10 protein-coding genes are annotated in these 14013 nt (G+C 74.0%); 5 read left to right on the forward strand and 5 right to left on the reverse strand.

Annotation, left to right across the window (positions count from 1 at the left end; genetic code table 11):
• Position 1 precedes the first annotated feature (1 nt).
• Complete coding sequence (locus ACFVT2_RS02960) at positions 2–1573, forward strand: caspase family protein (protein ID WP_390011319.1); 1572 nt, start codon at positions 2–4, stop codon at positions 1571–1573.
• A 45-nt stretch (positions 1574–1618) separates the two neighbouring features.
• Here the strand turns inward: ACFVT2_RS02960 and ACFVT2_RS02965 are convergent, their stop codons facing one another.
• The 5 genes from ACFVT2_RS02965 to ACFVT2_RS02985 form a co-directional block, all read right to left on the reverse strand.
• Positions 1619–3025 (reverse strand): NADP-dependent succinic semialdehyde dehydrogenase, encoded by a 1407-nt coding sequence (locus ACFVT2_RS02965; protein WP_390011322.1) that lies wholly within the window; start codon positions 3023–3025, stop codon positions 1619–1621.
• 512 nt (positions 3026–3537) lie between these two features.
• Positions 3538–4779, reverse strand: coding sequence for an MFS transporter (locus ACFVT2_RS02970; RefSeq protein WP_390012197.1), 1242 nt, complete (start codon positions 4777–4779; stop codon positions 3538–3540).
• A gap of 124 nt (positions 4780–4903) precedes the next feature.
• Positions 4904–6049, reverse strand: coding sequence for an amidohydrolase family protein (locus ACFVT2_RS02975; protein WP_390012199.1), 1146 nt, complete (start codon positions 6047–6049; stop codon positions 4904–4906).
• 71 nt (positions 6050–6120) lie between these two features.
• A complete protein-coding gene (locus tag ACFVT2_RS02980; protein ID WP_390011324.1) occupies positions 6121–7503 on the reverse strand; it encodes a glutamine synthetase family protein in 1383 nt (460 codons plus the stop codon).
• A gap of 78 nt (positions 7504–7581) precedes the next feature.
• Positions 7582–9645 (reverse strand): SpoIIE family protein phosphatase, encoded by a 2064-nt coding sequence (locus tag ACFVT2_RS02985; protein ID WP_390011327.1) that lies wholly within the window; start codon positions 9643–9645, stop codon positions 7582–7584.
• A 387-nt stretch (positions 9646–10032) separates the two neighbouring features.
• On the opposite strand from ACFVT2_RS02985, the gene ACFVT2_RS02990 reads away from it, so the two are divergent.
• The 4 genes from ACFVT2_RS02990 to ACFVT2_RS03005 all read left to right on the forward strand — a co-directional run bounded on the left by ACFVT2_RS02990 (position 10033) and on the right by ACFVT2_RS03005 (position 13941).
• Positions 10033–10926 (forward strand): TetR family transcriptional regulator C-terminal domain-containing protein, encoded by an 894-nt coding sequence (locus ACFVT2_RS02990; RefSeq protein ID WP_390011329.1) that lies wholly within the window; start codon positions 10033–10035, stop codon positions 10924–10926.
• Positions 10927–11151: 225 nt separating this feature from the next.
• The gene (locus tag ACFVT2_RS02995; RefSeq protein WP_390011331.1) at positions 11152–12048 is read left to right on the forward strand and encodes a 3-keto-5-aminohexanoate cleavage protein; all 897 of its coding nucleotides are present in this window, start codon (positions 11152–11154) and stop codon (positions 12046–12048) included.
• 274 nt (positions 12049–12322) lie between these two features.
• The gene (locus tag ACFVT2_RS03000) at positions 12323–13339 is read left to right on the forward strand and encodes a 3-hydroxyacyl-CoA dehydrogenase NAD-binding domain-containing protein (protein ID WP_390011333.1); all 1017 of its coding nucleotides are present in this window, start codon (positions 12323–12325) and stop codon (positions 13337–13339) included.
• Entirely contained in the window at positions 13339–13941 is a 603-nt protein-coding gene (locus ACFVT2_RS03005) for a thioesterase family protein (protein WP_390011336.1), read from the forward strand. The genes ACFVT2_RS03000 and ACFVT2_RS03005 overlap by 1 nt, the downstream gene beginning before the upstream one ends.
• The last annotated feature ends 72 nt before the right edge of the window (positions 13942–14013 follow it).

The raw sequence follows: 14013 nt of genomic DNA on the forward strand, positions 1-14013 counted from the left end.
GATGAGTGGCAGACCCGCCGGCCGGTGGTTCCCGTACGGGCCCGGCAGTCGCGCCGTGCTGATCGGTACCGGTCGCTTCACCAGCCCGGACCTGCCGGGCATCCCGTCCGTCGCGGCCAACCTCCAGGGCCTGTGGGCGGCCCTCACCCACCCCACGCAGGGGCTGCTGGCCCCGGAGCACTGCCGGGTGGTGGCCGACCCCACCGACCAGTCGGCCGTCGGGGCGGCGCTGGCCCGGGCGGTGCGGGAGGCCGAGGATTTACTGCTGGTCTACTACACGGGGCACGGCGTATTGGACGACACCGGGCTGTTGCACCTGGGGCTGGTGCACACCGACCTCGACCAGGTGGGCTTCTCCGCCGTCCCGATCGAGCTGGTGAAACGGCATGTGGGCGAGGCCCGGGCGAAGTCCCGGGTGCTGGTCGTGGACTGCTGCTTCTCGGGCCGGGCGGTCTCCGCGATGGCCGAGCCGGCCGGCCTGGCCGTCGGCCAACTCGACCTGGCGGGCACCTACACCCTGACGTCCACCACGCGCACCGCCCCGGCCCACGCACCCGTCGGGGAGGCGTACACCGCCTTCACCGGCGCCCTGCTGGACGCGCTGGCCGCGCCGGTCCCGCTCACCCTGGACGAGGTGCACGGGGAGGTCGACCGGGCGCTGCACGCCCGGGGGCTGCCGCGGCCGCAGCGCCGGTCGGCCGGGGCGGCCGGGTCCTTGGTGCTGCTGCGGGGGCCGTCGGGGGTGCCGGGTACGGCGGGCGCGCCCCGCACCGCGGGCCCGGTGCCGCCGCCCCCGCCGCCCAACGGCCCGCCGCCCGGCCCACCGCGGTTCGACCTCGGCGCCCCCGTCCCACCGCCGCGGCCGCCGCGGCCCGCGCGCCGCGGCCGGACGGTGCTGATCGCGGCGGCGGTGGGCGGCGCCCTCGCCGTCCTGCTGGCGTCGTCGCTGGTGCGGGGGTTGTTCGGAAACAACGGGGGAAGCGACAGCAATGCCGGCGACCGCCCCGGGGCCGGCGCCCACACCACCCCCGGCGGACCGCGCAGCTCCCCCGGGAACCCTCCGCCGGACGCCGGCACACCCACGCCGGAGTCCGACCGCACCGCGGCCACCGAGAAGGTGGTCTACCGCGACAAGCAGCTGACGTGGCGGGCCGCGAGCTGCCTGGGCAACACGTTCCAAGCACTCGACCTCGACACGGCGTCCATCACCTCCGGCCTGGCGGCCACGTCGTCCGACGCCGACCTGGACTACGCGGGTTGTCTGAAGGGGATGTACGGCGCCCAGGCCGTCATCGAGGTCAGCGGCGGCATGATGAGCCCGGTGCGGGCGGGCACCGCCGACGCCCGGACGAGCACCGCCGGGGCGTGCCGGGCGGCCGCCGAGGGCAACCCGGTCGGCCCGCACCCCAACGCCGGGAAGATCGTCCCCGGCACGGTCTGGTGCGTGGTGACCACGCAGAACCAGGTGGCGAAGGTGACGTTCACCAAGGTGGACACGGCGGACGGCAGCAGCGGCGCGGGGCCGGGCAACCCGACCTTCGGACTGACCGTCACCCTGTGGGCGGCGCCCTGACCCGGGCCGGTCGCCCGGCCGGGTCGGGCAGCACGCCACCGGGAACTACTCCTCCGGCCCGTACCACAACGTCGTCATGTTGCAGAACTCCCGCATGCCGTGGCCGGACAGCTCCCGGCCGTAGCCGGAGCGTTTGGCGCCGCCGAACGGGAGGCCGGGGTGGGAGGCGGTCATGCCGTTGAAGTACACCCCGCCGGCCTGGAGGTCCGTGGCCAGGCGCTCCTGTTCGTCGGCGTCCCGGGTCCAGGCGTTGGAACTGAGGCCGAACGGTGTGTCGTTGGCGAGCGTGATCGCCTCGTCCAGGTCGGCGACGCGGTACAGCGTGGCGACCGGGCCGAACGCCTCCTCGTGGTGGATCCGCATGCTCGGGGTGATGCCGGCGAGCACGGTCGGCTCGTAGAACCACCCGGCGTGGCGCTCGGGCGGGCGGCGGCCGCCGCACAGTGCCCGGGCGCCCTGGTGGACCGCGTCGTCGACGAGTTCCTCCAGGTCGGAGCGGCCCTGTTCGCTGGAGAGCGGTCCGACGTCGGTGGCCTCGTCCATCGGGTCGCCGACGGTCAGCGCGGCCATCCCCGCGGTGAACCGTTCGGCGAAGGCGTCGTGGACGTCGGTGTGGACGATGAACCGCTTGGCGGCGATGCAGGACTGGCCGTTGTTCTGGACGCGGGCGGTGACGGCGACCCGGGCGGCCTTGTCGAGGTCGGCAGAGGGGAGGACGACGTAGGGGTCGCTGCCGCCGAGTTCCAGGACGGTCTTCTTGATCTCGTCGCCGGCGGCTGCGGCGACCGCGCGGCCGGCGGGTTCGCTGCCGGTGAGGGTGGCGGCGGCGATCCGTGGGTCGCGCAGCACGTCCTCGACGGCGCCGGAGCCGATCAGCAGGGTCTGGAAGCAGCCGTCGGGGTAGCCGGCGCGACGGAACAGTTCCTCCAGGTAGAGCGCGGTCTGCGGGACGTTGGAGGCGTGTTTGAGCAGTCCGGTGTTGCCGGCCATCAGGGCGGGCGCGGCGAACCGGACGACCTGCCAGAGCGGGAAGTTCCAGGGCATCACCGCGAGGACGGTGCCGATCGGGCGGTAGCGCACCACCGCGCGGGCCGCGCCGGAGTCGTGGACGTCGGCGGGGTCGGGCCGCTCGTCGGCGAGGAGCGCCTCGGCGTGGTCGGCGTACCAGCGCATCGCCTTGACGCATTTGGCGGCCTCGGCGCGGGCCTGGGCCAGCGGTTTGCCCATTTCGGTGGTGATGGTGCGGGCGACGCCGTCCCGGTCGGCTTCGAGCAGGTCGGCGGCGCGGTGCAGGAGTTCGGCGCGGCGGGCGAAGGATGTGCTGCGGTGCTCCTGGAAGGCCAGGTCGGCGCGGACCAGGCGGTCCTCGATCTCGCCCGCGTTGAGCGCGTCGAAGATCTTGAGGGTCTCGCCGGTGGCCGGGTTGACCGTGGCGATGGCCGTGTTGGCCATGGTCGGCACCTCCTTGCGGTGTGGTGCGGTGGCAGGGCGGGGACGCCGGAGCCGGGCGCTAGGGAGGTCCGGGCGGCGCCTGGGTGAGCGGCCGGGGGGCCGGGGACGGCTCCGGGACCGGGTCGGGGTCGGGTCCGGGCGGACGGGGCACCGGTGAGGGCTCCGGCGGAAACGGGTCCGGCGGCGCCGGCGGGGTGGGCGGCCCGGGCAGCGGCTCGGGCGGCACGGGGCCGGGGGGCGGCTCCGGGACGGGGCCGGGCGGGGGCTCCGGAACGGGACCGGGCGGGGGGCCTCCGGGATCCGGGGGGACCGGCGGGGGCTGGCGGTCGCAGTCGGGTGTGCGGTCACGGCGGACGAGCGGTTGCCGCTGCACGGCGGGCCTCCGGGATGAGACGACTGGTGGCTTATGAGCCCCCGTACCCGAGTCTCGCCCGTCCATGGCCCGGACGCACGGCGGATTCCGGCGCCGGGCCGGGCCGGTCCCCGTCACCGGCCGGCCCGGCGCCCACCCGTCACGGCTGCGGGTCCCGGGCGTCGTACCGGGCGAAGGCGCGGCGGCCCAGCCCCAGCACCGTAACGACCAGGAGGCAGGCCAGGCCGCCGCCGACCACCGCGGTGGCCGGCGAGGTCAGGTCGGCCGCGGAACCGGCGAGGAAGTCGCCGAGCCGGGGGCCGCCGGCGACCACCACGATGAAGACGCCCTGGAGGCGGCCGCGCATCTCGTCCGGGGTGGCGGCCTGGAGCATGGTGCTGCGGAACACCATGGAGACGGTGTCCGCACAGCCCGCGACGGCCAGGAAGAACAGGCCCAGCCACAGGTGCCGGGAGAGCCCGAACGCGGCGACGGCGGCGCCCCAGGCCGCCACCGCGACGAGAATGGCCAGGCCGTGGCGGCGGATGCCACCGAGCCAGCCGGAGAACAGGCCGCCCAGGACGGCGCCGACCGCGGGGGCGGCGACCAGCAGGCCGACGGTCTTGGCGTCGCCGCCGAACCAGAGCGCGGCGATCGCGGGGAACAGTGCGCGGGGCTGGGCCAGCACCATCGCCGCGAGGTCGGAGAAGAACGTCATCCGCAGGTTGGGGCGGGTGGCGAGGAACCGCAGGCCGTCCAGGACGGAGGCGCGGCGGGCCGGTCCTTCGCCCTGCTCGGGCCGCATGGCGGGCAGGCGCCACATCGCGTAGAGCGAGGCGCTGAAGGCCACCACGTCGATGAGGTACGCCGCCTGGTAGCCCCACAGGCCGACGATCACGCCGCCCAGCATCGGCCCGCCCATCAGGCCGAGGTTGGAGGTGAGCGACTGGAGGGCGTTGGCGGCCGGTAGCTGCTCGGTGGGCAGCAGGCGGGGGATCATCGACGAGCGGGCCGGGGAGTTCATCGCGAAGCAGACGGCCTGGAGGGCGACGGCGGTGTAGAGCAGCCAGACCCGGTGGTAGCCGGCCAGTGCCGCGACGGCCAGCGTGACGGACATCGCGGTGGCACCGGCGGCACTGTAGAGGCCCAGCTTGCGGCGGTCGACGGTGTCGGCGATGGCGCCGCCGTAGAGCCCGAAGACGACCAGCGGGACCAGGGAGCACAGGCCCACCAGGCCGACGGAGAAGGTGGAGCGGGTGAGGGCGTAGACCTGGAGGGAGACCGCCAGCGCGGTCATCTGCTGACCCATCCAGGAGACGGTGTTGCCGCACCACAGGCGGCGGTAGTCCGGCGAGGTGCGCAGCGGGGTCAGGTCGGCAAAGATCCGCCCGCGCCTCGGTATTCGGGGCTTTTCGCCCTTTCCGGCCTGGTCGTCGGCCGGTGCGTCAGAGGTCGTTGTACGTGGCACGCAGCAGTAAACCACGCCACCCGGCCGCGGCGGAATAGGTGAATGAGCCGACTGCCCCTTACCGCTCGGCCACCGTCGGACCGTCGTCCGGCAGCCCGTACACCCGGCGCGCGGTGCCCGCCGCGATCATCGCCGCGACCCGCCGCGCGTCCGCCGCCGACCAGGCCCCGGACGCCGTCCAGCCGCCCAGCACCTCCCCCAGCGCCGACCGGAACAGTGCGCTGCCCACCGCGTACAGCTCCGGCAGGCCGTAGGCGTCGGTGGAGAACAACAGCTTGCCGAACGGCACCAGTTCCAGGAATTCGGCGAGCACCGCGGTGGCCCGCGGGCCGACGTGGGTGAGGGTCAGCCCGACGTCGGCGTAGACGTGCGGGAAGACCCCGGCCAGGTAGGCGGCCTGCCGGTGGTACGGGTAGCAGTGCAGCAGCACCAGGTCGGTGCCGGTGTCCGCGGTGGCCCGGACGAGGTCGGTGAGCAGCGCCGGATCGGCGTGATCCAGCCGCAGGTCGGAATCGCCGAAGCCGGTGTGCAGTTGGAGCGGGCGGCCGGTGGCGACGGCGAGCCATACGAGGTGGCGCAGCAGGACCGGGTCGGTGAGCCGGGGCGCGCCCGCGGCGAGCCAGTCGCGGGCCGCCGTGCGCACCGCGGCCGGGCCGGGCGGCGCGGGGTCCAGGGCGAGGCCGTGCCGGTAGGCGACCACCGACTTGAACGCGACCGCGGTGTCCGCCGCCGCCCGCACGGCGCGGGCGAGGTCGCCGGCGAACTCCTCGGCGGCGTCCGCCGTGCCGGCCCCGCGGTGGCCGGCCGCGGTCCGCTCGGCCAGCGCTTCCAGCCGCACCACCTCGCGTCCGGTGCCGCCGCCCGCACCGGCCGTCTCGGCCGGCCCGGTCAGGTCGCCGGGCAGCCCGGTGTCGACGAGGTAGACGCCGATCCCGGTGGCGGTCAGCAGCCGCCGCCGGGTCTCGTCCGGGCCCAGTTCGCGGCGGCGGGCCAGATAGTGCTCGGGCGGGCAGTGCGCGGGCAGGTCGAGCAGCGGCGGACACCAGCGGCGGACCGCGAACCCGGTCTGGGTGTCGAAGAAGGTGGTGCCCGCCGCGGGCGGCCGGTCCGATTCGGTGAGGAACGCGGCGAACGTCCCGGGGTCCGGTTCGTGCCGGATCACCCCGTGGCAGTGGTGGTCCACCAGCGGCGGCAGTCCGTCCAGCACCTCGGCGCCGGTGGCGTGCGCCGGCGGCAGTGCGTCGGGGGTGCCCCGCCCCGGGGCGTCCGCGGCCCTCACCAGCGCCAGCGGGTGGCCGCGGCGATCTCCTCCGGTTCGCGCTCCGCGAAGTGGGCCTCCTCGGCTCGCCGGACCGCGAGCACCGCACCGTGCAGCACCTCGCCGAGCGCCTCCCGCAGCAGCGTCGACTTCTCGAACCGGTCGGCGGCCTCGGTGAGCGTGGCGGGCAGCCGGACGATGCCCCGCCGGGCGCGCTCGCGGACACCGAGGACACCCGGGTCGCCGGTCTGCGGGGCAGGCAGGTGGGTCGCGGTGTCGATGCCGTGCAGCCCGGCGGCGATCACCGCGCCGACGACGAGATAGGGGTTGGCGGTGGCGTCGAAGGGCTTGATCTCCGCATGGCCGCCGTCGGGGTCGTCCGGGGCGCCGGTGACCAGCCGGAGCGCCGCCTCGCGGTTCTCCACGCCCCAGCACTGGTAGACCCCGGCCCAGTGGGAGGGCTGGAGCCGCAGGTAACTGGCGGGCGAGGGGCAGCCGATGGCGAGCAGGGCGGGCAGCGCGTCCAGGATGCCGGCGAGGAACGCCACCGCGTCGGGCGCCAGACCCCAGTCGGCGCCGGCGGCCCGGTGCAGGCTCGTCCCCTCGCGGTAGAGGCTGAGGTGCAGGTGGCAGCCGTTGCCGACCTCGCCGGCCACGACGGACGGGGCGAAGGTGGTGCGCAGCCCGTGCCGGGCGGAGACCGCGCGGATCGTCTCGCGGACCAGGACGACGTCGTCGGCGGCGCGCACCGGGTCGCCGGGGACGGTGCTGACCTCGAACTGGCCGGGCGCGTACTCGGGGTGCAGCTGGAGGACCTGGACGCCTTGGACGGTGAGGGCTTCGGTGACGTCCCGGAGGTAGTCGGAGAGCTCGACGACCCGGGTCATCCCGTAGGCGGGGCCGGTGCAGGGGTAGTCGAGCAGCTCGGCGTCGGCGGGCCCCTCGGGGGCGCGGGTGACCACCCACTCCGTCTCGAAGCCCATCCGCAGGTCGAGGCCGGCGGCGGCGGCCCGGTCGACCATCCGGCGGGCGAACAGCCGCTGGCAGGCGGGGTGCGGCTGCCCCAACTGGTCGTAGCGGTCGACCGGCGCCCAGGCCCAGCCGGGCTGCGCGGCGAGGGTGGTGAGCCGGTCCAGGTCGGGGAAGAGCCGCAGATCGCCATCGGGGCCACCGAGGTGATCGGAGGCGGTGACGGCGTCGTCGGAGGTGAAGACGTCGAAGACCGGCGACATCCCGACGCCACGTTCCGCGACGTCCGCCAGCCGCGCTGCCGGAATCGACTTGACCCGGTTGATGCCCGCGTTGTCCACCCAGGTCAGCGCCACGTTGCCGACGCCCTCCGCGTCGAGGCGCGCCGCCAACTGGCGGGCGCTCTCGCGCTCTTCGGCCCGCGATCCCATAGAACAGTCCTTACGTGGCCGTGCCGATCCCTCGGCGCCCGTTCCCACTGAGTGCCCGGATCGGCCAGCGCCTCCCGGTCAGGGGCAGTTGAACTCGCACCATACGCACTTTCCACCGCCGCGCGGCTCCACTCCCCAGACGTCCGCCAGTCGATCGACGAGGAGCAGACCGCGACCGGAGACCCCGGCCTCGCCCGGTTCCCGGCGGCGCGGCAGGCTGCTGGACCCGTCCTCGACCTCCAGCCGCAGCCGCCGTTCGGCGCCGTGCGGCATCCGGATGTTCACGACGGCCTCACCGTCGGTGTGCAGCAGGGCGTTGGTGATCAGCTCGTCGGCGACCAGCTCGATCTCGTCGGCGCGCTCGCGGGCGCCCCAGGCGCGGACCGCGGCCCGGATCATGTGGCGGACGGCGGAGAGCGCCTCGGGGTCGGCGGGGGCGATGTGCTGCCGGAAGCGGCCCACCGTGTCGTGCTCGGGCGCGCCGAGGCGACGCAGCAGGAGCAGCGCCATGTCGTCCTCGCCCGGCCGGTCGTCCGCCGACTCGCAGAGCCGGTCGGCGAGTTGCTGGACGTCCTGCGGGCCGTCCCGGACCTCCCGCGCCAACTGCCGCATTCCGGCGTCCAGATCGGCGCCGGGCTCCTCGACCAGCCCGTCCGTGCACAGCACCAGGGTGTCGCCGGGGGCGAGGTGAACGGTGGTGACCGGGTAGTCCAGCAGTCGGAACTCGGACGAGATGCCCAGCGGCAGCCCGCCGGCCACCGGGAGTCGGCGGCAGATGCCCTCGGCGTGCCGCACCATCGGGTCGAGGTGGCCGGCCCGGACGAACCGGGCGGCGCCGGTGGTCAGGTCGGCGTCGACGTAGGTGCAGGTGGCGAAGCGGTCGGTGTCGAGTTCGTTGAGGAACGCGGAGGCCCGGGCCATCACGGTGGCCGGCGCGTGCCCCTCCGCGGCGTAGGCGCGCAGCACGATCCGCAGCTGCCCCATGAGCGCGGCGGCCTGGGTGTCGTGGCCCTGGACGTCGCCGATCACCGCGGCGACCCGGCCGTCCGGCAGCGGGATCACGTCGTACCAGTCGCCGCCGATGTCCCGGCCCATGCGGGCGGAGCGGTAGCGGACCGCGATCTGCGCCTCGGGGAAGCCGGGGATCCGGCGCGGCAGCATGGCCTGCTGGAGGCCGGCGGCGATCTCGTGCTCCTGGTCGAAGAGCATCGCCCGGGCCAGGCTCTGCGCGATGCTGCTGCCCAGCGCGACCAGCACGTTGCGCTCCGGGTCCCGGAAGTCGCTCTCGCGCTCGAAGAACAGCCCGATCACCCCGATCGGGCGCCCCTGGGCGATCAGCGGCAGATACGCGGCGGAGCTAACGTTGAGCGGCTCGATGGCCGGCCACAGGCGCGGGTAGTGGGTGCGGAACTGCTCCCGGCTGTGGACGAACCGCGGGGTGAGGGTCCGCACCACCTCGCTCATCGGGAACTCGTCACCGATCCGGGTGTACTCCAGGTCCGGTACGAAGCTGCCCGCCCTGCCCTCGGAGACCAGCCGGATCCGCCCGGCCTCGACCAGGCCGAGGATGACGTTCTCGGCGCCCAGCCGGCTCAGCCCCTGCTCGTCGGCGAGCACGCCGATCACCTCGCCGACCGTGCGGGCATGTGCCAGGGCGGCGGTGGTGCGCTCGACGATGCTGGTGTGCCGGCGACGCTCCTCGGTGACCGCGATCCGCTCGGCGGCCTGCGCGTACTCGTCCGTGGCGTCGCGGACCACGCCGATGATGCGGCGGGGCCGGCCGGTGGGGTCGCGGCGGATGCTGCCCTGGGCGTGGGTCCAGCGCAGACCGCCGTCCCGCAGCCGGATCCGGAAATAGGCTCCGTAGGAGTGACTGCCGTCCTTGAGCGCGCGGGCCACCAGGGCGTCGAGCCGGGCCGCCTCGTAGCCCGGGACCCGGCAGCCGAGGCTCTCCGGGCGGTCGTCGTACTCCGCCGGCCGGAGGTCGAAAACCTCCAGCGCGGGCGGATCCAGATGCATCAGCCCGCTGTCGAGGTCCCAGTCGAAGCCGCCCATCCCGTTGAGCGCCAGGGTCAGGTCCGGGTGGGCGGGCCAGTCGTCCGGCACCGACACGGTGGGCCGCTTCGCTCCCCGGTCAGCCATGCCGTCACTTTGCCACATTCACCCTTATTGCGGCTTATCCAAGGGCAGGGCGATGGTTGCCGAGCGCCAGTGTGGTGGTTTGCCATGCTCGACTGCGGCGGCTTGCAGGCCCCAGCTTTGCGGCTTGTACGGGTCCGCTGCTGCGGTTTGCGCAGCTCCGACCTCGTGGCTTGCGCAGCTCCGCTGTTGCGGTTTGTCGAGCTCCGCTGTTGCGGCTTGTCCCGCGCCTCCGGTGCGGACCGTCCCACCCCATCCGTCACATCACTGACTCATGCATCAGTGCCCCCTCAACACCGCCCCACGCATACGGAACGAACAGCGGTTTTCTACCCTCGTAACCCGGGGAGCCGTTGCGATGTTCTCAACACCCTGTTAGCGTCCCCGGCCATGAGCGAAGACCCCGGGGACCGGATCGCCGACGACACCGGACAGGTCACCGACCGCGTCCGGCAGGTGATCGCACGGCTCGGATGCAGCCATCGGGAGTTCGCCCGCCGGATCGTGATGGACCCGTCCAAACTCTCCCGGTCACTGGGCGGCACCCGACGCTTCGCCCTCGCCGAGATCGTCCGGATCGCCGACATCGGCGGGGTGGACACCGGCTGGCTGCTGGGTGCCCCGGAACGCCCCGCGGCACCGCCCGAGCGCGGCCCGGCCACGGTCCCCGAGGGCGGCCGTCCACTACAGATCGTCCGGGAGACCGTCCGCCTGATCGCCGAGCACGGCTTCCACGCCGTACGGGTCGCCGACATCGCCGCCGCCTGCGGCACCAGCCCGGCCGCCGTCCACTACCACTTCCCCGGCCGCGACGAACTCCTGGAGGCCGCCGTCCGCTGGTGCATGGACGAGGACACCGAACGCCGCGCGGCCGGCCTGACCGCCGCCCCCGACGCCCGCGCCGAACTCCTGCACCTGATCGCCCTGCAGACCCCGCGCACCGCGCAACAGCGCCGACAGTGGCTGGTCTGGCTCGACCTGTGGGCCCAGGCCGCCCGCGACACCGCCGTGGGGCGCCTCCACGAGCACTACTACCGGCAGTGGCGCACCACCGTCGCCGACGTCCTCCGGCGCGGCATCGACCAGGGCGTCTTCCGCCCCGTCGATCCCGACGTCACCGCCCTCCGGCTCACCGCGCTCATCGACGGCCTGGCCACCCAGGTCCTGGCCACCGCCCCGGACAGCACCAGCCCGGACACCATGCACGCCGCCCTGCTGGCGTTCGTCGAGAACGAACTCGACGCGCACCGGCCGGACCCGGCCGCCGACCCGACCCGCCCCTGACGGCCACAGCATGCGGGCGGGGCTACGGCCCCTCCCCGGACAGCCCCCCGGCGCCCGCGCCACCGCGTTCCCCGTGCCACCTCGTGCCCGCGCGCCCGGTGCCCCGACGCCCCGGGAGAGCAGGGCCACGTCCCGACCCACCGCACGCCGCCCCGGCTGCTGCCGGCCCCCGCCGAACGACTGCCCTCCCCCGCCGCCCACGCCCGTCCGACCCGAAGGGATCCCATGACCACCCCCACCAGCGAGGTCATCATCACCTGCGCCCTCACCGGCGCAAGTGACACCGTCCGCCGCTCCCCGCACGTCCCCGTGACGCCCGAGCAGATCGCCACGTCCGCCGTCGAAGCGGCCGCCGCGGGCGCCGCGGTGGTGCACATCCACGTCCGCGACCCCGAGACCGGCGCCCCGTCCCGCGACCCCCGCCTCTACGCCGAGGTCGTCGACCGCATCAAGCAGACCGGCACCGACGTCGTCATCAACCTCACCGCCGGCATGGGCGGCGACCTGGTCATCGACCCGGAGCGCCCGCTCACGCAGCTGCCCGGCACCGACCTGGTCAGCGGCCTGGAACGGCTGCCGCACGTCGAGGACCTGCTCCCCGACATCTGCACCCTGGACTGCGGCTCCCTCAACTTCGGCGACGGCTCCACGCTCTACGTCTCCACGCCCGACATGCTGCGCGCCGGCGCCAAGCGGATCCAGGAACTCGGCGTCCGGCCCGAGCTGGAGATCTTTGACACCGGTCAACTGTGGTTCGCCAAGCAGCTGCTCGCCGAGGGACTGCTGGACGACCCCACCGTCTTCCAGCTCTGCATGGGCATACCGTGGGGCGCCCCGGCCGATCCCGGAGTGCTCCAGTCGATGGTGAACATGCTGCCCGAGGGCGCCCAGTGGGCCAGTTTCGCGCTCGGCCGGATGCAGATGCCCTGGGTCGCCCAGTCGATCCTGCTCGGCGGCAACGTCCGTGTCGGTCTGGAGGACAACCTCTACCTCAGCCGCGGCGTCAAGGCCACCAACGCCCAACTCGTCGAACGCACCGTCCAGATCACCGAACTCCTCGGCGCGACCGTGGCCACTCCGGCCCAGGCCCGCACCCGGCTGGGCCTGAAGCCGCGGGATTGAGGCAACGGGGTTGAGGATGCGGAACTGAGGGTGCGGGGGCTGACATCCGGGCGGACCCCAGGGGCGCAGCCTTCGCCGCTTCGCCCCGCGCACCCTCACTCCCTCGCCCCTTCGCACCACGCCCACGCCCACGCCCACGCCCACGCCCACGCCCCGACGTGCCGTACCCCGGCGTTCCGTATCCCGGCGTTCCGTATCCCGGCGTTCCGTATCCCGGCGTTCCGTCACTCCACGGTCCGTCACTCGAACTCCCGCCCCCAGGAGGCAGCACCCCATGCCCTACCCCCCCTCCACCACCCCCGAGGCCGCACGCCGCGTGGCCTGTATAGGCGCCGGCGTCATAGGCGGCGGCTGGGTCGCCCACTTCCTCGCCCGCGGCTACGACGTCACTGCCTGGGACCCCGCCGACGACGCCGCGGACAAGCTCCACCGCCTGGTGTCCGCCGCCTGGCCCGCCCTGGAACAACTGGGTCTCGCCGACGGCGCCTCCCCGGACCGGCTGACGGTCGCCCCGACCCTCGCCGAGGCCGTCGCCGCTGCCGACTTCGTCCAGGAAAGCGCCCCGGAGAAGCTGGAGTTGAAGCGTTCGCTCCTCGCCGAACTCGACGCCGCCACACCCCCCGGCGTAGTCATCGCCTCCTCCACCTCCGGCTACCCGATGACCGACATGCAGACCGCGGCGGCCGACCCGTCCCGCCTGGTCGTCGGTCACCCCTTCAACCCGCCGTACCTGATCCCGCTCGTCGAGGTCGTCGGCGGTACGCAAACCGACCCCGCGGCCGTGACCTGGGCGTCCCGCTTCTACGACCTCGCCGGCAAGTCGGTCATCACCATGGACCGCGAACTCCCCGGCTTCATCGCCAACCGCCTCCAGGAGGCACTGTGGCGCGAGGCCCTGCACATGGTCGCCAACGGTGAGGCCACGGTCGAGGACATCGACGCCTCGATCACCGAAGGCCCGGGCCTGCGCTGGGCGTTCATGGGCCCCTGCCTGACCTTCGCACTGGCCGGCGGCGAGGGCGGTATGGCCCACATGCTCGACCACTTCGGCCCCTCCCTGAAGTCCCCCTGGACCCGCCTGGAGGCCCCCGAACTGGACCGCGAACTCCGCGACGCCATGGTCGACGGCTGCGCGACCGCCGCCGGGGACCGCACCTACGCCGACCTGGTGGCCGAACGCGACCAGGGCGTCATCAACGTCCTCCGCGCCACCGGCCGCCTCCCCCACACCAGCCACCCCAACAGCCCCACCCCCCACCAGAGCCCCAACACCCCTGGGAACCCTGCCTGATGAAGCCCCAGCCACCCACGCCACCTGCGGCGACTACGACAGCTACGGCAACGACGGCGACCACGGGTGCCTCCTCTCCGGCTTCGCCTCCCCCCGGGGGCCCCTCCCCCCTCCCCCACCCCACCCCGCCCCCACCCCTCCCCCTCTTCCGTCAGGTCGTCCAGGAAAGCTGGATCGACTACAACGGCCACCTCAGCGAGGCGTACTACGTCCTGGTCTTCGGCTTCGCGACCGACGCCCTGATGGACGCATGTGGTCTCGACGCCGACTACCGTGCCCGCACGGGCTGCTCCCTCTACACCGTCGAGGCCCACGTCCGCTATCTCGACGAGGTCCCCGACGGCAGCCAACTGGCCGTCCACACCACGGTGCTGGGCGTGGCCGCCAAGAAACTCCGCGTGGTCCACGAGATGTACCGCTGCGATCCCGCCGGCGCTCCCAGCGGCACTCCGGTGGCCACCGAGGAGCTCTTCACCCTCCATATCGACCAACGCCAAGGGGCTGCCGTCCCCTTCCCCGACGCCACCCACGACCATCTCGCCGCTCTCACCACGCCGGCCCCGGACTGGGCCGGTCACGGAATCCGACCGGTCGGCACCTGACCGTCGAGGCCGGCCGCAGCGCGTACGGCCGGTGCCCCCAAATCGCCGTGCCCTCCGGACGCGATGGTGTTC

Origin of the sequence: Streptomyces sp. NPDC058000 (assembly GCF_042886435.1) — a bacterium.
Classification (GTDB): domain Bacteria; phylum Actinomycetota; class Actinomycetes; order Streptomycetales; family Streptomycetaceae; genus Streptomyces.